This window comes from Priestia sp. USM5 (assembly GCF_058323215.1).
The window spans coordinates 1,151,998-1,174,463 of the sequence record NZ_JBSGKN010000001.1; the positions used below are offsets into that span (position 1 = coordinate 1,151,998).

Here is a 22,466-nt window from a genome sequence, read left to right on the forward strand (position 1 = left end):
CAGTTCCTCTACATTCAGCTATTTATCGCATACTAGAACAAAGAGTTTGAGGTAAGTATAGAAGCGTGAGGTAAAAAGGGTTATATCAGATTTTTTAATAACATAAATTTTTTTAACCACATATGGTATCGATACCATAAAAAACAAAAGAATATATACATCATTTTAATATAAATACATAGGAGCTGATAAGAAATGGTTCAACTAAGCGAAAGAAAGAATCCAGAAAGCGCTGTAACGATGAATAAACAGTGGTGGAAAGAAGCAGTTGTATATCAAATTTATCCGAAAAGTTTTTACGATTCGAATGGTGACGGAATTGGCGACTTAAAAGGAGTTATTCAAAAATTAGATTACTTAAAAGAGTTAGGTATCGACGTTATTTGGCTAAGTCCAGTTTATCAATCTCCAATGGATGATAACGGATATGACATCTCTGATTATCAAGCCATTGCAGAAGAATTTGGCTCTATGGAAGATATGGATCTACTGATTGATGAAGCCAAAAAAAGAAATATAAAGATTATTATGGACCTAGTCGTTAACCATACTTCGGATGAACATGAGTGGTTCCTAGCATCAAAAAGTGATGTAAATCATCGGAAAAGAGATTGGTATATTTGGAAAGATGGAAAAGATGACGGAAACCCTCCTAATAATTGGGAATCTATTTTTGGCGGTTCATGTTGGGAGTATGATGAACAAACAGAACAGTATTATCTTCATGCATTTTCTAAAAAGCAGCCTGATCTTAATTGGGAAAACCCTGATCTTCGAAATGCCGTCTATAAAATGGTCACATGGTGGTTAGAAAAAGGAATTAGCGGCTTTCGAGTAGATGCCATTACATTTATAAAAAAACGACAGGACTTTGCTAATTCGGATGGTGAAATGAATGTAATTGAAACAAATCAAGAAGGCATTCATGAATTTTTAAGTGAACTAAGTAAACAAGCTTTTGCTTCACATGATATCTTAACTGTGGCGGAAGCTCCGGGAGTATCACACAAAGAACTGCCTATTTACGCGGGAGAAGAAGGACATTTTAGTATGCTTTTTGAATTCGATCATGTCGATTTAGACGTAGGAAAAAAAGAAAATGGTATGAACCGCATAAGTGGAATCTGCTTGATTTTAAAAAAGCTATTTCTGATAGTCAAACATTCTATAACAATACGGGGTGGGGAGCGCTTTATTTAGAAAACCATGACCAGCCTCGTTCTTTAAATAAATTTATTAAACCAGAAGATATAGGACCTACGTCAGCAAAAATGTTAGCTACGGTCTATTTTTTACTAAAAGGCACACCATTCATCTATCAAGGACAAGAAATCGGAATGACAAATGTAGAGTATCCGTCGATTGAGCATTACAATGACTTAGCTTCAATTGATCAATATCACTCTGCGCTGAAAGAAGGATTCTCAAAAGAAGAAGCATTAGCAGCAATTTGGAGACGCAGCCGTGATAATTCCCGAACACCTATGCAGTGGAATCATTCTCAATATGCAGGGTTTAGCCAAGGCACACCGTGGCTAGAGATAAATGCTAATTACTCTTCTATTAACGTTGAGAATGCTTTAAAAGATGATAATTCTTTATTTTATTTCTATAAAAATTTAATTAAATTAAGAAAAAGCAGTCCATATTCAGAGGTTATTGCTTTTGGTAAATACGAAGATTTGTTTGAAGATAGTCTACAAATCATGGCTTACGCAAGGGAGTTTAATAATAAAAAAATAGCGGTAATCGCTAACTTTGGTCATAAAGAAGTAGCTTTAAACTTAGATTTTACTATGAAAGAAGTTATTTTATCGAACTACGATCATTTGGAATTACACCCAAATCAACTAAAATTGCGACCTTACGAATCCATTGTTTGTGAGATTGATTCATCGTTTTAATCTCTTTTTATCACACGTAACTCATTCACGTAGAGAAAGGCAGGGAGAAATCGGTTGAAAACATTAAAAAATCAACATCAAGAAAAAATCTCAAAGGCAATGAAGAGTGTGTTAAACGAGCAGGAGGCTGTTAATCAGAATTATTGGCGATTACAATACCATGTGTCTACACCGGCATATTGGATGAATGACCCAAACGGATTTTGCTTTTACAAAGGTGAGTATCATTTATTCTATCAGCATCATCCATACTCTCTCGAGTGGGGGCCAATGTTTTGGGGGCATATAAAAAGTAGAGATCTCACTCATTGGGAACATCTCCCTATTGCTCTTGCTCCGAGTGAAGAATATGACCAAGATGGATGCTTTTCAGGAAGTGCAGTTGAAAAAGATGGAAAGCTTTATGCCATGTATACAGGGAATGTGTGGACGGGAGCTAACTATGATACGGATTTACGACAAGTTCAGTGTCTTGCTGTAAGCGAAGACGGCGTTCATTTTAATAAAGCAGCTCAAAACCCAGTTATTGGTTCAGTGCCTGAAGGGAATATTCACCCTGATCATTTTAGAGATCCAAAAGTATGGAAGAAAGATGACTATTATTATTGTGTTCTTGGGTCACGCACGAAGGATCATGAGGGCCAAGTTCTTTTGTATCGTTCAAGAGATCTAATGGATTGGGAGTTTATAAATATAATGGCCAAAAGCCAAGGGAATCTTGGTTTTATGTGGGAATGTCCAGATCTTTTTAGTCTCGGCGGACAGGACGTGCTTGTCATGTCGCCTCAAGGAGTAAAACCAGAAGGGGATCTCTATCATAACTTACATCAAGCTGGATATGTAAAAGGGAAATTAGACTATCAAACGGGGCTGCTTCAACATGAAGATTTTCAACTTTTAGACTACGGGTTTGACTTTTATGCTCCTCAAACAACAGAAGATGAACACGGCAGACGAATTATGATAGCGTGGATGGCTATGTGGGAAAGCTGCATGCCTTAACAAAAATACAATTGGACAGGAGCAATGACTATTCCGCGTGAGCTTTCTATTAAACAAGGGAACATAATTAGTAAACCAATTCCAGAGCTTAAGCAGCTTCGTCAACATCACGTGCAGTATAAAAATATTATCGTTAGTGGAGAACAAGAACTTGCAGGTATTTCAGGTGATTGTTACGAACTTGAAGTGAAAATTAACGCAAAAGCCGCTTCAAAATTCGGAGTGAAATTGCGAACAGATAACGAAACTCACCAAGAAACGCTTTTAACCTATGATAGATTAGAAAGTTTGTTTATCTTTAATCGCGATAACTCAGGTGAAGGTGATGGAGGAGTAAGAAAAGCACCTGTTGGATTAAATGATAACCACCTGCATCTTCATCTCTTTGTCGATAAATCGTCCATTGAAGTTTTTATTAATGAAGGCGAGAAAGTGATGACGAGCAGAATCTATCCTGTAGAAAATGCAAAAGGTATTTGTTTCTTTGCTGATCAAGAAATTGAATTGATTACCTTAAGCAAATGGAACTTAAGTAAGGGCGTTTCCCCGCTGATGTTTAAAGGGTAATTAGATTCACTTGAAGAACAGGCTTCCTAGAGAGGTGCTGTTCTTTTTTATAGAGTCAAAACTCCCATTCGTTTTCAGAGTTTATTAAATGTTTATACTCATTAAGAACAGGTAAATCAGTAGTAAACGATGCTTTCAAGGAGGAACACTGTTATGCCTTACAATTCATTAAAAGAATTGCCTGATGGAGTAAAAGATAACCTTCCTCATCATGCTCAGGAAATTTATAAAGAAGCATTTAACTCAGCGAGTGACGAATACAAAGAAGAAGCTACGGCGCATAAAGTTGCGTGGAATGCAGTAAAAACAAAGTACAAAAAGGATAGTAATGACAACTGGGTGAAAAAATAGTGAGAGAAGAGCTTAAAAGTAGTTTAGTGGAAGGAAGATCCGAACGATAAACTGTTCGGATTTTTTTATTATGAGGGTGAATGTAGGTGCTTGTAGCCGTTAATTGGATAGCAAGGCGAAAGACTCCTGCGGGCTCACTTGCCGCCTGCGAAAAGCGAAGCCTTGCATGGAAATTAACAGCGGTGGAACAAGCAATTTCTACTCCGTTTATATCATTACTTATTCTTTTTCAGCTACGGTAAAGTATTGAACGCTGCTTTTAACGAGTACTAAGTCATTTGCTAAGTCCAATACTTTACTTTTATCTTCAAATCTATATTGTATGTAGTTCTTTGCACGAATAAGTGATTTAGTTTCAACTATATGACTGATTTCACCATTGATTAAATGAAACGTTACTTCAAACTTTTTCATAAGAAAACACCTCCATAATATCAATTTTTACTATTACCTCATTTCTAATACCATTTCTTTTGAACGTTTTTACAAAAGGTTTCACGCAATCCATCTCTAACAATGGAATGTTTTAACCCTACCCAATTTTTGATATTGACAGATTGGCAATACTTTGTAAGACTTAATATACATGATGTTCATTAGTTTACGTTGTGTATAAAATGTATGTTAACGATACAGGATAGTTTAAATAGTCCATCGTATGTCTTAATAAAAGTGATACAAGGAGATCAACTATGACTAAAAAAACAAAAGTAGATCCTAGGATAAAAAGAACAAATAAATATTTAAGAGACGCTTTAGTCGAACTTCTTAAGGAGAAAGATGTCACGTCCATTACGATTCAAGAAATTACGGAAAAAGCGGAGTTAACGCGAGGAACATTTTATTTACGCTATCAAGATAAGCAAGACTTTCTTGTTCAGATTATGAATGAAGTTCTAGAAGAGCTAATAGAGCAGGTAAAGCCTAAACAAAATAACGAGGCTTCCTCAGAAGTGGAAGAAAAAGATGAGTCTGTTTCTTTTTTAAAGCTTTTTGAATTCATCTACGAACACGCTGATTATTTTAAAGTCATGCTAAGTGACCGAGGGTTGCCTCAATTCAGAAGTCATATGACGGAAATTGTAAAGAAAAGAGTGTACGGAGAGCTAATCTCTTCAATTGGAGAAGCAGAGGATGGACTGGAAATTCCTAAAGATATCCTGATTAGCTATATCACATCAGCTCATATAGGTGTCATTTGTTCTTGGTTAGAAAGCGATATGAAATTTAGCCCTGCATTTATGGCTGATAAATTAACCCGTTTAACCCTTCTAGGGCCAATTCGAGTGGCAGGTTTAGAAAATAAAATAAAGCTTCCTTACTGAAGCTTTATTTTTTAGTTTGTTCAAATAAAGATATTTTACAATCATGAAAGGCAGAAAGGAATTGTAGTATGAAAATAGAAAAACACTGGAGGATTTCCTTACTGGCAGTTTTAGCTATTGGTCCTGGTTTAATGTTAAACACGTCATTAAATTCTATACGTGAAATTCTCCAACAAACGTTTAACAATCAATCTTATATTTCGATAACACCGGTTTTAATAGGGGTTATAAGCTTTGCATTTTGTATTCCGTTTGGACCTATCCTGCGACACAAGTTAGGGGAGAGAAGGAATTATGTTCTTTCAATGTGTTTGTTTCTTGTAGGAGCTATCGTAAGTATTGCTTCTAACAGCTTCTTAGGAATGGGAATTGGTCGTTTTTTACAAGGGACAGGAACGGGTTTAGCACTTATGATGATGATTCCAATGCTGGTTCTTTCTTTTCCGATTCAGAAACGGAACTTGGCATTACTGATTCTTATTGGCGGATTTTATGGCTCTAGCGTTGTGGGTATTTTTCTCGGAATGTTAGTGAAAAGCTACGGACACTGGAGATGGTTATTTTATATAGCGGCCGTACTTTCCTTACTGGGAATAGGTTTTAGCTACAAATTTTTAACAAATGATCATGCCAAGCAACAGCAAAAACATCATGAACCATTTGACATCATCGGTGTAGCGTTAATGTTTATGGTTACTGCATTTATTACGTTTACATTACTTAATCTCCAAAAATCAGGATGGGCATCTACTTATGTATGGATAGGCATAGTAGGAAGCATCATTTTTTTATGTTTTTTATTTATAGCAGAATGGCATATTAAAAATCCTTTAATTCCCTTTCGATTAGTGGCTTCTCGAAAACCAGCTCTCGCTATCTTAATCGCTGTTATAGGAAATATTAGTATGAGTCTCACTCTTTTATCTCTACAAGGATTGCTTAAAAGTGGATCTGGTTTTGATAAAGGAGAGATGTCACTGATCTATATCGGGCTTTTTGTGGGGATAGTAATTGCGGCCATATTAAGTGCCGTATTATATGATAAAGTCGGGCCGGGCGTATTAGGTATTATAGGAGCCGTCATTATTATGGGAGTAAACATACAGTGGATGTATGTGGACGGTCATGCTTCAGCTTTTCTCTTTGTTAGTAACTTCGCTGCTTTAATCGCAGGAGTAGGGTTCACGGTCGCTGCAGGTCTTATGGGTGCTGCTTTAGGCGGACCACTACCAAGTTTAGTCCCTCGAATGGTCACGGTTCAATTTATAAGAGTTACAGTATCTGCAGTCATTCCTGTAATCAGCAGTATTGTTTTTGCAAAGGTGTATAAAAATCACCTTGCGACGGTAAGCGCAGAGAGCCAGGTTGCTAGTAAAGAAAATTTCACTCAGTCTCTACATGTAAAATCTGAAATCATTACGTATCATACGTTTTCTACGTTTTCGTGTGTATTAAGCATTGTAGTATTCATTCTCTCGTTTTTGATGTTCCTAACAGGTAAGGGCCACAAGCTGGCTCATAAGCCGCATGATAAAGAAAAAAATAAAGAAAAGCTGAGTACAGAAGAGGTTCACAGTAAAAAAACTACTCCCGTTTTTGAGCGTTCGCCTAAAGAGATTGTTTCGAATGGAGTCATTGGTGACAGCGAGTATAGAGAAGCTTTGAAAAAGTTTGGTCAGCCTAAACTTTCTCCAGATAAAATGCTGCATATGAGAGATCAAGAATATAGAAAAGCTCTCAAAAGGATGAAGGATATAGGACAATAAGTTAAACTGAAGAAATTTGAATGAAGAAGAGAAAGAGCAAGCTCACATGTAAAAGAGTTTGCTCTTTTAATTTTTGCATATACTTCTTTTCTACTACCATATATATGTTATAATGGTAAAATTTAATAGGTTGAAAGGGAGGGAGTTTATTGCTATATCAACCGAAATGGAGCAAAGCAAAGAAACGTTTAATGAGTTTTATGTGCGAATCTTTACATTCAAGAGTAGATTTTCAAGTAATTAATTATCGAAAAGCACATGACCAGTTAGGTAGGGCTGTTATAACTGTTGATAAAGTAGAAATGTTAAATATGTGCACGATTACTGCTGAAAAAGAAGAATATTATAGAGAAAGAGATATTCGTATTCAGTTAGACGATTTTACTTATGATAATGTTTTTAATAATCGAGCAATCCAAGAACAAGCTCAAGAACAATTAAAAACGGAAGGCATTTATGCACAATATGATTTCTTTTCTGCTTTGGAGGAATATTTTAATTCACCAATTGAATTATCTTTAAAGTCGAATGATATGTTAATAAAAATATTGTGTATGCTTGACCGTCGTGTAGGAAAAAGAACTTTACGTAAAATGAAAGAATCCATTTTAGAAGAAAACACATTCGTTCAGGATTTTTATAAATTACGTTGTGAAGCAGAGAATATACATAGTAGCCAATGAACATAAACAGAACTTCTATTACATTCAAAAATGACTATATACGTCATTGCTAATGAAATAACAGAAACAAATTTTAATTGTCACAGGGCACTAAGTTAGGTATATAGATATCATTATTTAGTATATTTTAGATAGAAACAGTACTTATAGATGTGTTACAATATTCCTGGTATGCAAAGTGGAAATTCATTTTTCCTTTGTGCAGGGGAATGGTATAAATAAGTACCTTTCCTCTTTTCATTTTTTAGTTCTATCTTGCTTATTGAAAAAGCATATACATAAATGGGAAACAGTTTACATACGTAATTTAGAAATGAAATGGAGAGAGAGGTATCTGTGGAAAGAAACGAATTTAGAAGACAAAAAGCAATCCGGTCAAAAGAGAAGAGAAGGAAAAAGCTTAATCAGCACAATGTCTTAAACTTATTACTAATCTTTATATCGGTATGTATTGTTTGTCTGCTAATCAACTTATCATTGAGATAGAAAAAATTCACCAAAAAGAGTACGTAAAAGAGAGGAAGACAATTTAATATGAGTAATCAACAAACAGCAGCCGAAGGCTCTAACATCAAAGTGCTGCCGATTATTACGTCGTTTCTTATTGCCGGGTTTATCGGTTTATTTAGTGAAACAGCGCTAAATATGGCGTTAAAAGAGCTAATTTCAGGCTTTGGTATTCACGAAACAACGGCACAATGGCTAACAACAGGGTATCTATTAACGTTAGGAATTTTGGTACCTATTTCAGGTTTTATTCTTCAACGATTTACGACCAGACAGCTTTTTATAGCATCGCTAATTTGCTCCATCATTGGAACATTTATTGCAGCTATTGCACCAACGTTTGGGGTACTGATGATTGCCCGTGTCGTGCAAGCCGTGGGAACTGCTTTACTTTTACCGCTTATGTTTAACACAATTCTTGTTATTATTCCACCGCATAAGCGTGGAAAGTCAATGGGAATCATCGGCCTCGTTATTATGTTTGCGCCAGCTGTTGGACCAACTGTATCAGGCTTAATCTTAAAAACATTAACGTGGCACTGGATTTTCTGGATTTCACTTCCGTTATTAGTGGTTGCCTTGGTGTTTGGAGCTTTCTTTATGCAGAACGTTACGACACCAACAAAGCCAAAAATCGATATGATTTCTGTTGTTCTTTCAACAATAGGTTTTGGAGGAATTGTATTTGGATTTAGCAGCGCTGGAGAAGGCGGGGGCTGGGGAAGTCTACAGGTTATTCTAACTCTTGTCATTGGAACGATCGCGTTAGTTGCATTCTCTATTCGTCAAACGAAGATGAAAGAGCCAATGTTAGACCTTAAAGCCTTTAAGTATCCAATGTTTACAATTGGTCTTTTATTAATTCTAGTCTGCATGATGGTACTGCTGTCTGCGATGATGATTTTACCTCTGTACTTACAAACATCATTAGCTTTATCAACCTTTGCTGCTGGCCTAATGCTTCTGCCAGGAGGAGTGATTAACGGAATTCTTTCACCGGTTATGGGCGGATTATTTGACCGCTTTGGTCCAAAATGGCTAGTTATTCCTGGTCTTGTGATTGTAGCCGGCACCATGTATGGTTTTTCAACCGTAACGCTGGAAACGTCAACAGGGTTTATCGTTGGATTACACATTGCGCTTATGATCGCCATTTCGATGATTATGATGCCAGCTCAAACAAATGGATTAAACCAGCTTCCGCCTGAGCTGTACCCGCATGGAACAGCGATTATGAACACTTTACAACAGGTTTCTGGCGCAATCGGAACAGCTGTTGGAATCTCGATTCTGTCATCAGGTTCAAGAAGCTTCCTTGAGACGGTATCAGATAAAATGGATCCTTTAAACCAAGTTCTTGCCTTTACCAACGGTGTTCAACATGCGTTCGTATTTGCGATTATTGTTTCCATTGTTGGATTGGTTATCTCGTTCTTTATCAAGAGAGTTAATGTTGAACAAAAAGCACATTAATAAAAAAACACAGACCATTGTATGGTCTGTGTTTTTTTAGGTTTGGGGAAGGTTTTAAGTTAGAAAGATAAAAGCTATGGTAGAAACTCTTTTTTTATCGAGCAGTATCTTAGGTGATTTTATCTTTTTCTTTTAGATCGAAAACTTATGATAGAGGCTATTACTAAGAAAATAACAGCAGCAACAATAATTTTTATGTAAGAAATCTCTAAAGCCCAAGGACCATATTTATGGGAGTTCAAATGGTACATAGACCACCATTCTCCACCTTGGCCTTTAGAAAAAGAGAAGATGATCCATAGAAGGAACAAGAACAGGAACCATACAAAAAAGATAATAATATTAGCGATTTTTTTATTTATTGGTTAACCCTCCACCTTATAATTTATAGGTAATGTGCTTCTCTCTTATTATAGTAACAGTAATCAGAAAAACGTAAAAGTTTTTATTGAAAGAGGCTGAGTAATCCAATTGATGTTCGCTTTGTGTAGTACTAAAATTAAACGTAGTAAGTCAAAAACATATTTCTACATAGAAGTAAAAACATAGAAGGGAGGAGGAATAAATGAGTGATCTTGAGTTCTCTGAACGGACCTATACGATCTCTAACTTCAAACAAAATGGGTATGAAAAACTTGTTCTATCTAAACCACTTGATGAAAATGAAGCTGAAGTCCCAGTTACAAGGCGATGGTTTTGGAGTACGGATATAGGAGAATGGGAAGAAGTTGAAATTACGATAGAGGGAAATAGTGAAAAGCCATATGAGGAATTTGTTGAAATGGCGGATTGTATATTGAAACAATTACATATCTATCTTAAAAGGTCATTCGAGTATTTAAAGCAGTTCATTTCTGCACAAAAATTTAGTGTCTATTATCTGTCCGCTGTAAGTTTTGGGCAGCTTTTAAATTTTGACGGACATATTCTTGCAGGATGTTCTTTAGCTTTTGTTTACGGCGATTATCCCAATGTATTTCAATATAAAGTAAAGTTCAACAGAAGCGGATGGCCTATTGGTTTTGAAGGTGGACCGCTATAAAAAGATAAAAGCAGAGAATTAACATATCAGTTTGTGACTATATATTTAGGGCGAATTTTTCAACAGCAGTTAAAGAGGGGAATGTATATTAAATGAGTGAATTCAATGAAAAAAAGACATTTGAAAAAGGATTCTCAGAAGACGTAATTGACATAGCAGCGGTTACAGGTTCAGTAGGGATTGGTGCTGGAATGTCCAGTGAAGAGACGTTATGGACAGCATCAATTGATTTAATCGCATGGAAAAGTTTAGATGAAAATGAAGCTGTCAAAAAAGAAGAGATACAGCTTAGATGGCTAGTGGACGAGGAAGAAGTGGAAAAAGCAATGAATCTACTGCAAAGTAATACCGTTGTAAAGCTACAAGTACGTACGGGAACGGATTCAATGATGCTCGTTAACATTCTGGAACCAGAGTATGAAGACGGAGAGTTAGAAACGATAGTAAAAGAATCAGTAAAGCCGGTTTATTATCATGATGAGATATTTGGCAAGTTTACACTTGAAAAGGGTATTAAAGTTTTTGAAAGAAACATTGCTTGGGAGAATGAACAGTGCGAGCTGTATTTCGACTGGCATGAAGATGAAAGTATGATGAAATCTGCGCTGAAGACAGCACACACACTTTTTGGGGAGCAGGATAAATGGAGCCGGAAAATTAGAATGTATGCCGCAGCGGAACTGGTCGATTTAGCAAACGATTGGCTACAGGAAGAGGATGAAATAGAGGAAATTACAGAAGAAATGTTTATGGATTTTATGAGTTTAGACACTATATCCGTTTATCCAGAAGGTGATTTTGATTTTTATTTTTCTGATGGAGATATGTTTGCAGGACATAGTATCGTTGTAGAAGGAAATATAAATGGGACTTTTACTAGGGCTCAAATTGCAGGATAAATAGAGTGGTTGAATGATAGTTTAAAAACAATTATGTAGTGTAAGAGAAGGCTTTTATCCTTCTCTTTTTTATTTAATTTTGTGGATGAGTTAAAATGGATTATTAATATTATTGAAATTTACATTTAAATTTTTAATTTATTAGTTAAAATTATTTAATTTTATTGTTTTTAATATTAAATAATTGTTGTATAATCAAATTAACTAAAAGAAGGAGATTTGATTATGGCTTATAAAGTACTTACAAATTGTCCTGTCTGCAGTGAAACGTTAAAAATTACAAAGCTACAGTGCAGCCATTGTCACACGACGATTGAAAATGAGTTTGAATTATCTAAGCTGGCATCTTTATCGAGTGATCAGCTTCATTTTGTAGAAGTGTTTCTAACGTGCAGAGGAAATATCAAAGAAGTTGAGAAAGAACTGGGCGTTTCATATCCAACGGTTCGAGGCAAGCTGACTGACATCATTTCATCTCTTGGGTATGTAGAAAAGAAGAAAAACGAAGTAGACGAGAAAAAAGTTGTGTCTATGTTAGAAAATGGTGAAATTACAGCAGAAGAAGCCATCAAGCTCTTAAAAGAAGAATAGGGGGGATTTTTGTGAAAGAGGAAATTACAAAAGTGTTAACAATGGTTCAAGAAGGAAAAATTGATGCAGAAAAGGGATCAGAACTGATTCAAGTGTTAAAAGAAAAAGAAGAAACAAGCAATAAGCTTTTGAAGAAACCGAATACGTATTTAGATAAAACGTTAAAAGTTCGAGTTGTTTCAACTGAAAATGATAATGTGAGGGTTAATTTGCCAATAAAGCTTGTCAAGCTGGTATTAATGGCTGGACACAGCATCGCAGCAAGTATTCCTCAATCAGAAAAATATGTAAAAGATATAGATATAAACCTGATTGTTGAAGCAATTGAAAACGAGTTAGATGGCCAGATTGTTGATATTAAATCGGCGAACGGAGATACCGTTTCAGTCATCATTGAGTAACGGTGCGCTTATGATTCATGTAAAAGTGAAAACCAAAGAAGCTCGGTTTAGTATCCCAATTCCATATGCTCTTTTAAACGTTGCTATTAGTGTTGCTTTTTCGAAATTTATCCAGAAGCATATAGATAAATGGACAAAAGAACATTTTAAAAGAAAAGAGCTGAACTTTACTTTTCCGCTAATAGATAAAAGTGTGCTAAAGCCTATCGTCAAGGAACTAAAGAAACATAAGGGAATGGTACTAGTAGATGTTAAAGCTACTGATGGTACGGAAGTTAGAGTGAAACTATAATTTAGTGTAAAGTGCAGTTGGCTTTAAAGAACTAAAATAAAAATGGTTCCGAGTGTCTGAGCTTATTTAATAAAAGGTCTTAAATATTTGAAAGTAGAAAAACACTTCGGTTAGTTATACACACAAGTACTATCTAACAGTTGGGTATTCTCTATGTGTCCAAATAGAAGGAGCAAACTCTGGCGATACGGGATTGCTTCTTTTATTTATGTATACGCTTCTGTTTATAGGTCTTGAAATAAGTTTTGATACAAAAAAGGGCCTCAATTTAGCTCAGAATCATTAAGTATAGTTGCGTTTCAAAAACCACTTCACTTTTAGTAAGAACAACAAAGTTCAGCCGTTATATTTTCCACCCCCGTGCTCATATCCACATAAAATCATGAATATGTTTTTAATAAGTCGTTAAGCCTTTTAACTAGCCATAAAAAAATATAAAAATTTATATTGACAGTGGAACCATATGATTTTATAATTATCCTTAATTCAAGATATTTTAATTCGAGATTTTAAGATGATGAAAAAATAGGAGGAATAAAAAATGGTGAGTATTGGTTTGTTGTTAATACGTTTGGTCATTGGATTATCTTTTATGGCTCATGGAACTCAGAAGTTATTTGGATGGTTTGGCGGCCACGGCTTAAAAGGAACGGGCGGATGGTTTGAATCCATCGGAATGAAGCCAGGCGTTAGAATGGCGTTAATGGCTGGTTTATCTGAGCTAGTAGGCGGGGCTTTATTTGCTGCAGGACTTCTTACGCCGCTTGGAGCACTTTTGATTGCCGGAACAATGATCATGGCGATTGTGAAAGTACACGGTCCAAATGGATACTGGGCAACACAAAACGGATATGAATATAATCTTACGCTTTTAGTTGTAGCAATCGGTGTAGCTATTGCTGGACCAGGTTATTATGCACTCGATACGTTTATTTTCTAAAAGAGAAAATGGGTTGGAATAAGAGTGGTGCTTTTATTTTTTGACAAATATCTCGAATTCGAGATATTTGCGATAAATAGTTTTAATTTTAAAAGGGATAACGAAATATATGACGAAAAATGTATCGAAGGAGATGGTAGTAATGAGTAAAAAAACAGCGGGTATTCATCATATCACGGCGATTGTAGGTCATCCTCAGGAAAATGTTGATTTTTACGCGGGTGTATTAGGATTACGCTTGGTCAAACAAACGGTAAACTTTGATGATCCAGGAACGTATCACCTTTACTTTGGGAATGAAGGCGGAAAACCTGGAACGATTATCACATTCTTTCCGTGGGCAAATGCACGACAAGGAAAAATAGGTGACGGGCAAGTTGGGGTCACTTCGTATGTGGTTCCAAAAGGTGCGATGAGCTTTTGGGAACAGCGATTAGCTAAGTTTGGAGTTCCAGCTACAAAGATGGAGCGATTTGGAGAGCAGTATTTAGAGTTTGACGATCCTCATGGTTTGCATCTAGAGATTGTGGAAAGAGAAGAAGGTGAAAAGAATACGTGGCAAGCTGGTGAAATTAATTCAGATGTTGCTATTAAAGGATTCGGAGGCGCTACGTTATTATCGGTTCGACCTGATGAAACAGCTCAATTATTAGAAAACGTAATGGGTCTACAAAAAGTAGGGCAAGAAGGAGATTTTATACGTTTTCAATCATCAGCTGACATCGGCAATATCATCGATTTAAAATTAACAACCATTGGACGCGGGCAAATGGGCGTTGGAACGGTTCACCATATTGCATGGCGAGCAAAAGATGATGAAGATCAGTTAGAATGGCAGAAATACGTAGCCGATAGCGGATACGGAGTGACGGCTGTTCGAGATCGAAATTACTTTAATGCGATTTACTTTAAAGAACACGGAGAAATTCTATTTGAAATTGCAACAGACCCTCCAGGCTTTGCACATGATGAGTCACTTGAAACAATGGGAGAAAAGCTCATGCTGCCTGAACAGTACGAAACCCATCGAGATCAAATTGAAAGAGCTTTGATTCCTTTTGAAGTGAGAGAATTAGACTGAATTTTACTGAAATAATTCCTTTAGTAATGGTAAAACGCTAGTTTAACCCTAAATTAGGTACAAAGAAGGAATTAATTTATCTATATATAAAACTAATATCTATATTTGAAACACCGTGGTAATATGAAATTAATTCCAAGTGAGGAGGTGAATAGATGACAAAAACCATTGGTCTTATTTGTGGAAGTTTACGAAAGAATTCGTATAACCGAATGATTGCTGAGTCATTGACTACATTAGATGACTCAGCTCAATATCGCTGGATTGAAATAAGCAGCCTGCCTTTTTTTAATGAAGACTTAGAAGTTGACGGATCACCAGAATCTGTCGCATCCTTTAGAGCTGCGATTCAAGATGTTGACGGTGTTATCATTGTAAGTCCAGAGTACAATTCCGGAATTACAGGAGTATTAAAAAATGCTTTGGACTGGGCATCAAGGCCTCGGACTTCTTCTGTTTTAAACAGAAAACCAGTTGGTCTCATTGGCGCAACTCCAGGAGGCTTCGGTACGGCTTTTGCTCAAAAGCAAACCAGAGAAGTACTGGAAGCGATGCAAGTTCATGTTTTACCATTTCAAAAAATGCTGATTTCGCAAGTTCATGAAAAAGTTGATGCTCAACAAAAGGTCCTAACTGATGAGTCAACGAAACGCTATCTTCAGCGCTACTTACAGCAGTTCATTCATTGGATTGATCAAGCGCCTGTTCCTGTTCTAGATTAAGAAAGAGAACACACCTCACGAACCTTCACCTCAGAAATAACTTTTCTTTCTATACATGTTTTACTCAACAGATTATAAATGAAATCCAAAAAACCGTTCAAATGATAGACCGCTTGTAAGGAATGGAAAAGGTACGTGTCCTTACTTGCCTTAATTTAAGGAGGATGATAAAATGTCTGATCTTTACTCTCGCCTTTCAAAAGATGATGCTGCCGTGCTTTTAGTTGACCACCAAACGGGCCTTATTTCCGGCCTTGTACGTGATTATGGTGTTGATGAATTTAAAAACAACGTATTGGCTCTTGGTGATACGGCTAAATTCTTTGATTTACCGGTTATTTTAACAACTAGCTTTGAAAATGGACCCAACGGCCCGCTAATGGGGGAACTCGTGGATTTGTTTCCTGACGCCCCAAAAATAGCTCGTCCTGGACAAATTAACGCGTGGGACAATGAAGACTTTGTTAAAGCCATTAAAGCGACTGGGAAAAAACAGCTGATTATCGCGGGTGTAGTGACAGACGTCTGCGTCGCTTTTCCTGCGCTTTCTGCCATTAAAGCAGGCTACGAAGTGTTTGTTGTGACAGATGCTTCAGGGACTTTTAATAAGCAAGTAGCGGATGCAGCATTAACACGTATGGCTCATGGCGGCGCTCAGCTTATGAACTGGTTTAGCGTAGCGTGCGAGCTGCAGCGTGACTGGCGCAACGACGTTGAAGGTTTTGGCAATTTAATTTCTAGTCATCTTCCTGGTTATCAAAACTTGATGGGCAGCTATAGAGGAGCTCAGCGCGATTTCAGCAAGCAGAGTGTCTAACGTAGCGGAGCTTAAGTTTGGCATCGGTCGTTTTCTTTACATATAAAACACGAAAGTAGAATGGCATCTATGGATCATTTATGTGACGGAGAAAATGTAACAACATAAAAGTAATTGTTAGATAGGTGAGCCGACTGATGAACCGTTGGCTCACCTATCTTTTACTAAGCTGCCTTTCATGAAGTATGCGTCTCTTATATATAAAATAAAGTACATTCACGACAGCCTGGTAAATGATAGGAAGGGATGCGGAGTAGTGGAAGAAAAAAAAGTTACGTGGCTGGAGCTTTTTTATGATTTGTTATTTGTGGCAGCCGTTGCTACTGCTACGCATGTTTTGCTTCACGTTGAACAAGGGTATATTCATGGAGAGTATTTGTTAAAGTTTGTACTAATCTTTATTCCTATATGGTGGGCGTGGACCGGACAAACGATGTTTATCAATCGGTTTGGACAAGATTTTTTGCATCAGCGCATCTTTATGATTCTTCAAATGCTGTTTGTTCTTATTATGATCTCAAGCTTGTCCGTAGATTTTGATCAATATTACGTCTCTTTTTTGATTGGCTATATTGGGCTAAGAGCGTTAACCTCGATTCAATACCTTATTGTTCAAAAATTTGAACGAGATGAACGAAAAAAAGTTGCTGTATTTTTAGGTACATGCTTTGGAATTGGGATCTTTATCTCGCTTCTTTCGCTTCTTTTTGATTCATGGATTCGCTACGCCGTGTTGTATACAGGGATTGCAGTTGATATGATTTTACCTGTTTTAGGGCATAATAGACTGGCAAAATTACCGACCAACACCGCTCATTTATTAGAGCGTTTTGCTTTGTTAACATTAATCCTGTTCGGAGAATCCGTTGTCAGCATTCTTGCTGTGATACAGCCACAAGAAGGGGACTGGAATACCATTTTATTTTCGGTTATTTCATTTGTCCTGATTATTGCTATGTGGTGGCAGTACTTTGAGAATGTAGAAAAGAAAGTAAACAAGTCTATTCAAAGAGCCGGACAAACGATTATTTACGGACACTTACTTATCCTCATGTCTCTAAGCATGATTGCAGCATCGATTAAGCTCATGTTTTTACATGAAGTTCAGTACACATTCAGCTTATATTTTGTATTCGGATCCGTGCTGCTTTATTTCATGGCAACCACTCTTGTGTTTCACCAATATAGATTTGAACAACATCGTTTGAAAGTGTATCACTTGGGAATGTTTTTAGGGATTTTAGCGCTGTTTTTTATTATTAACTTAATACTGATTGTTCCCAGCACTGTTATTATAGGAGAATTAGCGATCTTTTTTATGATCTACGCTAGGTTTACGACCACTTAACCAAATAAAGAACGACTATATAATGGAGGTAGCGAAATGGCAAAAATTACGGTAGGAACAGAAAATGAAGCACCTATTGAACTATACTATGAGGATCACGGGACAGGAAAGCCGGTTGTCTTAATTCACGGCTGGCCACTAAGCGGACGTTCTTGGGAATATCAAGTTCCGGCTCTTATTGAGGCTGGACACAGAGTCATCACGTATGACCGCCGAGGATTCGGCAAGTCTTCTCAGCCATGGGACGGCTACGATTATGATACATTCGCTGCTGATTTACATCAGCTGCTAGAACATTTGGATTTAAAAAATGTGACACTTGTTGGATTTTCAATGGGTGGCGGAGAAGTAGCCCGTTATGTAGGAACGTACGGCACGGATAGAGTAGAAAAAGCCGTATTTGCAGGAGCCGTACCACCATTTCTTTACAAGTCAGAGGATCATCCTGAAGGAGCATTAGATGACGCAGGCATTCAAGAATTTGAAAACGGCGTAAAAAATGATCGTTTAGCTTTTCTTGATGATTTTACAAAAACATTTTTTGGAGCTGAAGACGGAAAGGGCTTAGTCAGCGAACCATTTCGACTGTACAACCGGGATATTGCAGCAGCTGCATCGCCCAAAGGAACATTAGACTGTATAGCTGCTTTCAGCAAAACGGATTTCAGAGACGATTTAGCTAAGTTTACAATACCGACTCTTATTATTCACGGTGATGCAGACGAGATCGTTCCATTTGAATATAGCGGAAAGCGAACGCATGAAGCCATTTCTGGTTCCAAATTAGCCTTAATAAAAGGCGGTCCACACGGCTTAAATGCAACGCATGCACATGAATTTAACGAAGCGCTGCTGTCGTTTTTAAGAGACTGAATGTAAGTGATGGTTTTGTAGGGTGACATATCTGATTCTTAATCATCAGATTACAAGTGACATCCATAAATAGCTATAATAACTTTTGCTTTATTCTTTTCTACTTACTATCACTAGAAAAATTGGTAAAAATAAAGAGGCTGGGGCAAAAGGATTTTAGCCCAAATGAAAAACGAACCATTGATCAACATGTTTGATTCTTGGTTCGTTTTTTTGTGATGGTGAATATAATTTCATCGGTTTCATTCCTTCTAGCAGTTGATTGAAGGGCAAGGCGAAGACTCCTGCGGGCTCAGCGGCCGCCCGCGGAAAGCGAAGTCTTGCATGGAAATCAACTGCGGTGTCACAGGCAGTCCAGCTCATGTATCCTAGTTGCTCACCTTTGAATTGAATTTGTTTCGTTATGTCTCAACCTCTTTATTTGATAAATTTTTTCTTATTTCTTTAACTAGAACAAAATTTATTCCTGATAAAAGCGTAATGCCAAATAGGATATAAAATCATTTTCTTGCTATACAGTATGTAAATTTAGTAAATTTAATGTATTAAGATAAAATAATTTACTATGGTATGGTGATGGAATGACGACAATAAAGGATATCGCACGTGAAGCACATGTATCTATTGCGACTGTATCGAGAATATTGAACAATGATCAAACATTGTCAGTAACTGAGGATACAAGGAAACGGGTAATAGAAGTAGCTAATTTATTAAATTATAAGCCACCAAGAAAAAGGGCTAACAAAAATGAAAAAAATAAAAGAGATGACGTATATAATATCGCACTAATCTCAACGGTTTCTAAAGAAGATGAAATAACGGATCCTTATTACTTATCTATGCGTTCGGGAGTGGAAATAGCTTGTGGACAGCTGCCTTTTCATATTGCGTCTGTTCTGAGAGTTAATAAAAATGACCCTCTTCCGGATTTAAATGGTCTAGGGGAGCTAGATGGAATAATAGTAATCGGAGCAGTTGATTCAAAAGAGTTAAAAGAGTTGTATCATGGGAACTCTTCCGTTGTTTTTGTTGATTATTTACCGGATGAAGGTGACTATGACGCTGTTTTACCTGATTTTAAGCTTGCTACTGAAAAGGTTCTACATTATCTTTTTGAACTGAACCATACTAATATTGGATACATTGGTGGTAGACATACGATCAAAAGGTTAAGTGAATTTGAATATACGGAAATTGATGATCAGCGAAAAGTTACATACGAGAAGGTAATGAAAGAAAAAGGTTTATATAGAAGTGAAAATGTATTAATTGGGGAATGGGGACCCAATGGAGGATATCAGTTAATGAAAAAGTTTATAGAGAAAGGTTCCTTGCCAAGTGCCATGTTGATTGCGAGTGATCCAATGGCCATAGGAGCAATGCGTGCACTAAACGAAGCTAACATAAAAGTACCACAAGACCTTTCTATTATAAGTTTTGATGATATTGAAGCAGCTGCATACTTGAATCCTCCACTTTCAACGGTGAAAATTCATACCGATGAGATGGGAAAAATGGCGGTGAAACTTTTATATGATCGGCTAAAAGGGCGAAGCATACCGATAAAAGCTGTACTAGCAGCAGATTTTATCTTAAGAGATAGTTGTCAGCCCAAGTAATAGTTGATAGTCTTTTTACAATAAACAGATGAAAAAGTCGGTTTCTTATTACAAATAAGAATCGGCTTTTTCATCTGTTTAGCTAGATAATGTATTTTTTGTAATATATTTTGTATTTTGCATTACTCAAATTCTTTTATTCTATATCTATTTCTAAATCTTTATAATAATATCTCATATCTCTATTATTAATTTCTCTTATAACTCTGCAAGGGTTTCCAACGGCTACTACATTAGCAGGTATACTTGTGGTAACCACGCTACCAGCACCTATAACAGTATTTTCTCCAATCCGTACACCTGGAAGTACCACAGATTGTGCTCCTATCCAGACATTATCTTCTATATAGATTGGAACATTATATTGGGCTTTTTTCCGCCTTAAGTTTGGATGTATAGGATGTGTTCCAGCAGAAATTGTAACATTGGGACCAAACATAACATTGTCACCAACGAAGATGTTACAGTCGTCAACAAGAGTCAAATTAAAATTCGCGTACACACTGTTACCAAAATGAACATTTTTCCCTCCCCAATTTGCATGAAGAGGAGGTTCTATATAACAATCTTCTCCTATTTCAGAAAACAACTGTTTTAATATATTGCTTCTTACAGCATGCTCACTTGGACGTGAGTGATTAAAAATATACAATAGCTCCAAATAGTTTATTTGCTCTGATATCAAGGAATCGTCGTTGCAATAATAAAGTTTTTGGTTATGGATTCTTTCTTTAATTTCTTTAGATTTCATATTCTGATCCTTTCCATATGCAAGTAGGATTTAATTATGCACTATCTTTTTGAACCTTTTGTAAAGAAGTTTCATGAACATTCAGTGATTTATGACCTGATAGAGTGAAGAAAGAAATGACTGTAAAAACAAGTGCAATCGTTCCTAATAAAAGGTAAGCGCTTTTAAATCCGACTGTATCATACATATTTCCTACAATAGTTGATAAGAATATAGCACCTACTTGTTTTGAAAATTGAAATCCAATTAAATAAATAGTAGCTGACATCCTCATGTCAAAATTAGCTGAGATATATTTAAAAATAGCTACTAATAAAATTGGAACTTCTAATGCATGCATTAACTTCAATAAACTTATGGCCACAGGTCCGTCAGCTAATCCTGAACCTATGATTCTTATAGACATAATACAACCAGCGTATAACAAAGCATTCTTTGCTCCGATTTTTTTAATAATAAAAGGTGCCAATAACATTACAATTGCTTCCATAAATATCTGTACAGTGTAAAGGTTTCCAAAAACCTCTGTTCCTTTTTCTGGTGTTGCAAAGAAATGAGTAAAGAATACAGAAAACTGTTGATCGTACACATCATAAATACATCCTACACCCATAACGTACAAGACAAGAAACCAAAACTTTTTATCTCGAAAGATAGATAATGTACTAACCTTGGGATTAGATGATGTAGAAACATTTCTAGTTGTATGAGAATCAGTTACATCCATTTTTACAAAATAGAACACAAGAGCTAAAAGAACAGCAGTTATTGAGCTAACCCAAAAAACAGCATTGGGATTTGAATTAAACAATTGTCCAGTCAAAAAGGTACCTGTGGCAGCTCCCAAACAACCAAACATTCTTACTCTACCATATTCAAATGAACTGCTATGGCTCACTTTTTCTATATATGCTTCAATGGCCCCAACGCCTCCATTAAATACAGCTCCTAAGTAAACGCCTCCAATTAATGAACCAACTATCACATTTGTCTGTAATAAAGGTTGATATACAAATATAAAAAACGGTGCAATGAACACTAATAGCACAATAAATATCCATATTAAGTTCTTTTTTAACCCCAATTTGTCTGAGACAATGCCGAAGAATGGCTGGTAACAAATAGCTGCAATTGACATAGCTGAAAAAACGATGCCAGTTTTTGTTGAATTTAATCCCACTACCTCGGTTAACCAAAGTGATAGAAAAGGTAAACAGGCTGCCCAAATAAAAAAGTATAAATAGAAAAATGATCCAAATACCCAAAAGTGCTTATTCAATTTTCTCATTTTAATTACCTCCATCATATTTCAGAAGAAAACTACTATTACTTCAATCTGTTAATTTCATTTTAGTATTCATTCAAAGCATCGTTGTTCCCGCTTTCATTAGATTTAATAGAAGATGGATTGCCTATAAGAATTAAGCAATCTGCTGATATTAAACGCTTGCCTCTAATTAAAAACCCATCTTTTTAGGAAAAATATCTTTTTGAATTGGATTAATTTCA

At 36.3% G+C, this 22,466-nt stretch carries 22 protein-coding genes and 1 pseudogene; 20 read left to right on the forward strand and 3 right to left on the reverse strand.

Annotated features, from left to right (window positions below):
• Positions 1 to 195: 195 nt before the first annotated feature.
• The 4 genes and pseudogenes from ACWATA_RS06050 (at position 196) to ACWATA_RS06065 (ending at position 3,824) form a co-directional block, all read left to right on the forward strand.
• A pseudogene (locus ACWATA_RS06050) lies at positions 196 to 1,904 on the forward strand (glycoside hydrolase family 13 protein).
• 54 nt (positions 1,905 to 1,958) lie between these two features.
• On the forward strand, positions 1,959 to 2,906 hold the full coding sequence (locus tag ACWATA_RS06055; protein ID WP_473049640.1) for a glycoside hydrolase family 32 protein: 948 nt from the start codon (positions 1,959 to 1,961) through the stop codon (positions 2,904 to 2,906).
• Positions 2,907 to 2,930: 24 nt separating this feature from the next.
• Positions 2,931 to 3,473, forward strand: coding sequence for a GH32 C-terminal domain-containing protein (locus ACWATA_RS06060; protein ID WP_255219755.1), 543 nt, complete (start codon positions 2,931 to 2,933; stop codon positions 3,471 to 3,473).
• Between the two features lie 153 nt (positions 3,474 to 3,626).
• Positions 3,627 to 3,824, forward strand: coding sequence for a ChaB family protein (locus ACWATA_RS06065; protein WP_033580050.1), 198 nt, complete (start codon positions 3,627 to 3,629; stop codon positions 3,822 to 3,824).
• Positions 3,825 to 4,043: 219 nt separating this feature from the next.
• On the opposite strand, the gene ACWATA_RS06070 is transcribed toward ACWATA_RS06065, so the two are convergent.
• Positions 4,044 to 4,238 carry a hypothetical protein gene (locus ACWATA_RS06070; protein ID WP_028414863.1) on the reverse strand — a complete coding sequence of 65 codons (195 nt, stop codon included), beginning with the start codon at positions 4,236 to 4,238 and terminating at the stop codon, positions 4,044 to 4,046.
• 278 nt (positions 4,239 to 4,516) lie between these two features.
• On the opposite strand from ACWATA_RS06070, the gene ACWATA_RS06075 reads away from it, so the two are divergent.
• The 16 genes from ACWATA_RS06075 to ACWATA_RS06150 all read left to right on the forward strand — a co-directional run bounded on the left by ACWATA_RS06075 (position 4,517) and on the right by ACWATA_RS06150 (position 20,206).
• Complete coding sequence (locus tag ACWATA_RS06075; RefSeq protein WP_430093588.1) at positions 4,517 to 5,149, forward strand: TetR/AcrR family transcriptional regulator; 633 nt, start codon at positions 4,517 to 4,519, stop codon at positions 5,147 to 5,149.
• 68 nt (positions 5,150 to 5,217) lie between these two features.
• Positions 5,218 to 6,915, forward strand: a complete 1,698-nt coding sequence (locus ACWATA_RS06080) for an MFS transporter (RefSeq protein ID WP_473049641.1) — start codon at positions 5,218 to 5,220, stop codon at positions 6,913 to 6,915.
• 149 nt (positions 6,916 to 7,064) lie between these two features.
• Entirely contained in the window at positions 7,065 to 7,598 is a 534-nt protein-coding gene (locus ACWATA_RS06085; protein WP_328173250.1) for an SF0329 family protein, read from the forward strand.
• Positions 7,599 to 8,132: 534 nt separating this feature from the next.
• Positions 8,133 to 9,578 carry a DHA2 family efflux MFS transporter permease subunit gene (locus ACWATA_RS06090; protein ID WP_430093593.1) on the forward strand — a complete coding sequence of 482 codons (1,446 nt, stop codon included), beginning with the start codon at positions 8,133 to 8,135 and terminating at the stop codon, positions 9,576 to 9,578.
• Between the two features lie 565 nt (positions 9,579 to 10,143).
• Positions 10,144 to 10,620 (forward strand): hypothetical protein, encoded by a 477-nt coding sequence (locus ACWATA_RS06095; protein ID WP_176343578.1) that lies wholly within the window; start codon positions 10,144 to 10,146, stop codon positions 10,618 to 10,620.
• A 92-nt stretch (positions 10,621 to 10,712) separates the two neighbouring features.
• Positions 10,713 to 11,519 (forward strand): DUF2262 domain-containing protein, encoded by an 807-nt coding sequence (locus ACWATA_RS06100; protein ID WP_328132802.1) that lies wholly within the window; start codon positions 10,713 to 10,715, stop codon positions 11,517 to 11,519.
• 225 nt (positions 11,520 to 11,744) lie between these two features.
• Positions 11,745 to 12,110, forward strand: a complete 366-nt coding sequence (locus ACWATA_RS06105; RefSeq protein ID WP_028409887.1) for a DUF2089 domain-containing protein — start codon at positions 11,745 to 11,747, stop codon at positions 12,108 to 12,110.
• An 11-nt stretch (positions 12,111 to 12,121) separates the two neighbouring features.
• Positions 12,122 to 12,511 carry an SHOCT-like domain-containing protein gene (locus tag ACWATA_RS06110; RefSeq protein ID WP_165636226.1) on the forward strand — a complete coding sequence of 130 codons (390 nt, stop codon included), beginning with the start codon at positions 12,122 to 12,124 and terminating at the stop codon, positions 12,509 to 12,511.
• Positions 12,512 to 12,521: 10 nt separating this feature from the next.
• A complete protein-coding gene (locus ACWATA_RS06115; RefSeq protein WP_028409889.1) occupies positions 12,522 to 12,803 on the forward strand; it encodes a hypothetical protein in 282 nt (93 codons plus the stop codon).
• A gap of 541 nt (positions 12,804 to 13,344) precedes the next feature.
• Entirely contained in the window at positions 13,345 to 13,743 is a 399-nt protein-coding gene (locus tag ACWATA_RS06120) for a DoxX family protein (RefSeq protein ID WP_028414851.1), read from the forward strand.
• Between the two features lie 142 nt (positions 13,744 to 13,885).
• Positions 13,886 to 14,824: a ring-cleaving dioxygenase gene (locus ACWATA_RS06125; RefSeq protein WP_033580060.1), complete on the forward strand. Its 939-nt coding sequence runs from the start codon at positions 13,886 to 13,888 to the stop codon at positions 14,822 to 14,824.
• Positions 14,825 to 14,979: 155 nt separating this feature from the next.
• Positions 14,980 to 15,546, forward strand: coding sequence for an NADPH-dependent FMN reductase (locus tag ACWATA_RS06130; RefSeq protein WP_154992224.1), 567 nt, complete (start codon positions 14,980 to 14,982; stop codon positions 15,544 to 15,546).
• Between the two features lie 172 nt (positions 15,547 to 15,718).
• The gene (gene ycaC, locus ACWATA_RS06135) at positions 15,719 to 16,363 is read left to right on the forward strand and encodes an isochorismate family cysteine hydrolase YcaC (protein ID WP_098999684.1); all 645 of its coding nucleotides are present in this window, start codon (positions 15,719 to 15,721) and stop codon (positions 16,361 to 16,363) included.
• Positions 16,364 to 16,619: 256 nt separating this feature from the next.
• Positions 16,620 to 17,711 (forward strand): low temperature requirement protein A, encoded by a 1,092-nt coding sequence (locus ACWATA_RS06140; protein WP_154992222.1) that lies wholly within the window; start codon positions 16,620 to 16,622, stop codon positions 17,709 to 17,711.
• 36 nt (positions 17,712 to 17,747) lie between these two features.
• Positions 17,748 to 18,584, forward strand: coding sequence for an alpha/beta fold hydrolase (locus ACWATA_RS06145; protein ID WP_154992221.1), 837 nt, complete (start codon positions 17,748 to 17,750; stop codon positions 18,582 to 18,584).
• Between the two features lie 581 nt (positions 18,585 to 19,165).
• Positions 19,166 to 20,206 (forward strand): LacI family DNA-binding transcriptional regulator, encoded by a 1,041-nt coding sequence (locus tag ACWATA_RS06150; protein WP_154992220.1) that lies wholly within the window; start codon positions 19,166 to 19,168, stop codon positions 20,204 to 20,206.
• A gap of 136 nt (positions 20,207 to 20,342) precedes the next feature.
• Here ACWATA_RS06150 and ACWATA_RS06155 read toward each other — a convergent pair whose 3' ends face one another.
• Together ACWATA_RS06155 and ACWATA_RS06160 are read right to left on the reverse strand one after the other, a co-directional pair.
• Positions 20,343 to 20,957, reverse strand: a complete 615-nt coding sequence (locus ACWATA_RS06155) for a sugar O-acetyltransferase (RefSeq protein WP_154992219.1) — start codon at positions 20,955 to 20,957, stop codon at positions 20,343 to 20,345.
• A 34-nt stretch (positions 20,958 to 20,991) separates the two neighbouring features.
• A complete protein-coding gene (locus ACWATA_RS06160; RefSeq protein WP_430093601.1) occupies positions 20,992 to 22,245 on the reverse strand; it encodes an MFS transporter in 1,254 nt (417 codons plus the stop codon).
• Positions 22,246 to 22,466: the final 221 nt, after the last annotated feature.

Excerpts from the sequence above, each read along its gene's own strand:
- ACWATA_RS06065 (WP_033580050.1), top strand. The coding sequence starts at position 3,627 with ATGCCTTACAATTCATTAAAAGAATTGCCTGATGGAGTAAAAGATAAC.
- ACWATA_RS06130 (WP_154992224.1), top strand. The coding sequence starts at position 14,980 with ATGACAAAAACCATTGGTCTTATTTGTGGAAGTTTACGAAAGAATTCG.
- ACWATA_RS06115 (WP_028409889.1), top strand. The coding sequence starts at position 12,522 with ATGATTCATGTAAAAGTGAAAACCAAAGAAGCTCGGTTTAGTATCCCA.
- ACWATA_RS06075 (WP_430093588.1), top strand. The coding sequence starts at position 4,517 with ATGACTAAAAAAACAAAAGTAGATCCTAGGATAAAAAGAACAAATAAA.
- ACWATA_RS06080 (WP_473049641.1), top strand. The coding sequence starts at position 5,218 with ATGAAAATAGAAAAACACTGGAGGATTTCCTTACTGGCAGTTTTAGCT.
- ACWATA_RS06160 (WP_430093601.1), bottom strand. The coding sequence starts at position 22,245 with ATGAGAAAATTGAATAAGCACTTTTGGGTATTTGGATCATTTTTCTAT.
- ACWATA_RS06155 (WP_154992219.1), bottom strand. The coding sequence starts at position 20,957 with ATGAAATCTAAAGAAATTAAAGAAAGAATCCATAACCAAAAACTTTAT.
- ACWATA_RS06145 (WP_154992221.1), top strand. The coding sequence starts at position 17,748 with ATGGCAAAAATTACGGTAGGAACAGAAAATGAAGCACCTATTGAACTA.
- ACWATA_RS06150 (WP_154992220.1), top strand. The coding sequence starts at position 19,166 with ATGACGACAATAAAGGATATCGCACGTGAAGCACATGTATCTATTGCG.
- ycaC (WP_098999684.1), top strand. The coding sequence starts at position 15,719 with ATGTCTGATCTTTACTCTCGCCTTTCAAAAGATGATGCTGCCGTGCTT.
- ACWATA_RS06125 (WP_033580060.1), top strand. The coding sequence starts at position 13,886 with ATGAGTAAAAAAACAGCGGGTATTCATCATATCACGGCGATTGTAGGT.
- ACWATA_RS06095 (WP_176343578.1), top strand. The coding sequence starts at position 10,144 with ATGAGTGATCTTGAGTTCTCTGAACGGACCTATACGATCTCTAACTTC.
- ACWATA_RS06060 (WP_255219755.1), top strand. The coding sequence starts at position 2,931 with ATGACTATTCCGCGTGAGCTTTCTATTAAACAAGGGAACATAATTAGT.
- ACWATA_RS06070 (WP_028414863.1), bottom strand. The coding sequence starts at position 4,238 with ATGAAAAAGTTTGAAGTAACGTTTCATTTAATCAATGGTGAAATCAGT.
- ACWATA_RS06120 (WP_028414851.1), top strand. The coding sequence starts at position 13,345 with ATGGTGAGTATTGGTTTGTTGTTAATACGTTTGGTCATTGGATTATCT.
- ACWATA_RS06090 (WP_430093593.1), top strand. The coding sequence starts at position 8,133 with ATGAGTAATCAACAAACAGCAGCCGAAGGCTCTAACATCAAAGTGCTG.
- ACWATA_RS06100 (WP_328132802.1), top strand. The coding sequence starts at position 10,713 with ATGAGTGAATTCAATGAAAAAAAGACATTTGAAAAAGGATTCTCAGAA.
- ACWATA_RS06105 (WP_028409887.1), top strand. The coding sequence starts at position 11,745 with ATGGCTTATAAAGTACTTACAAATTGTCCTGTCTGCAGTGAAACGTTA.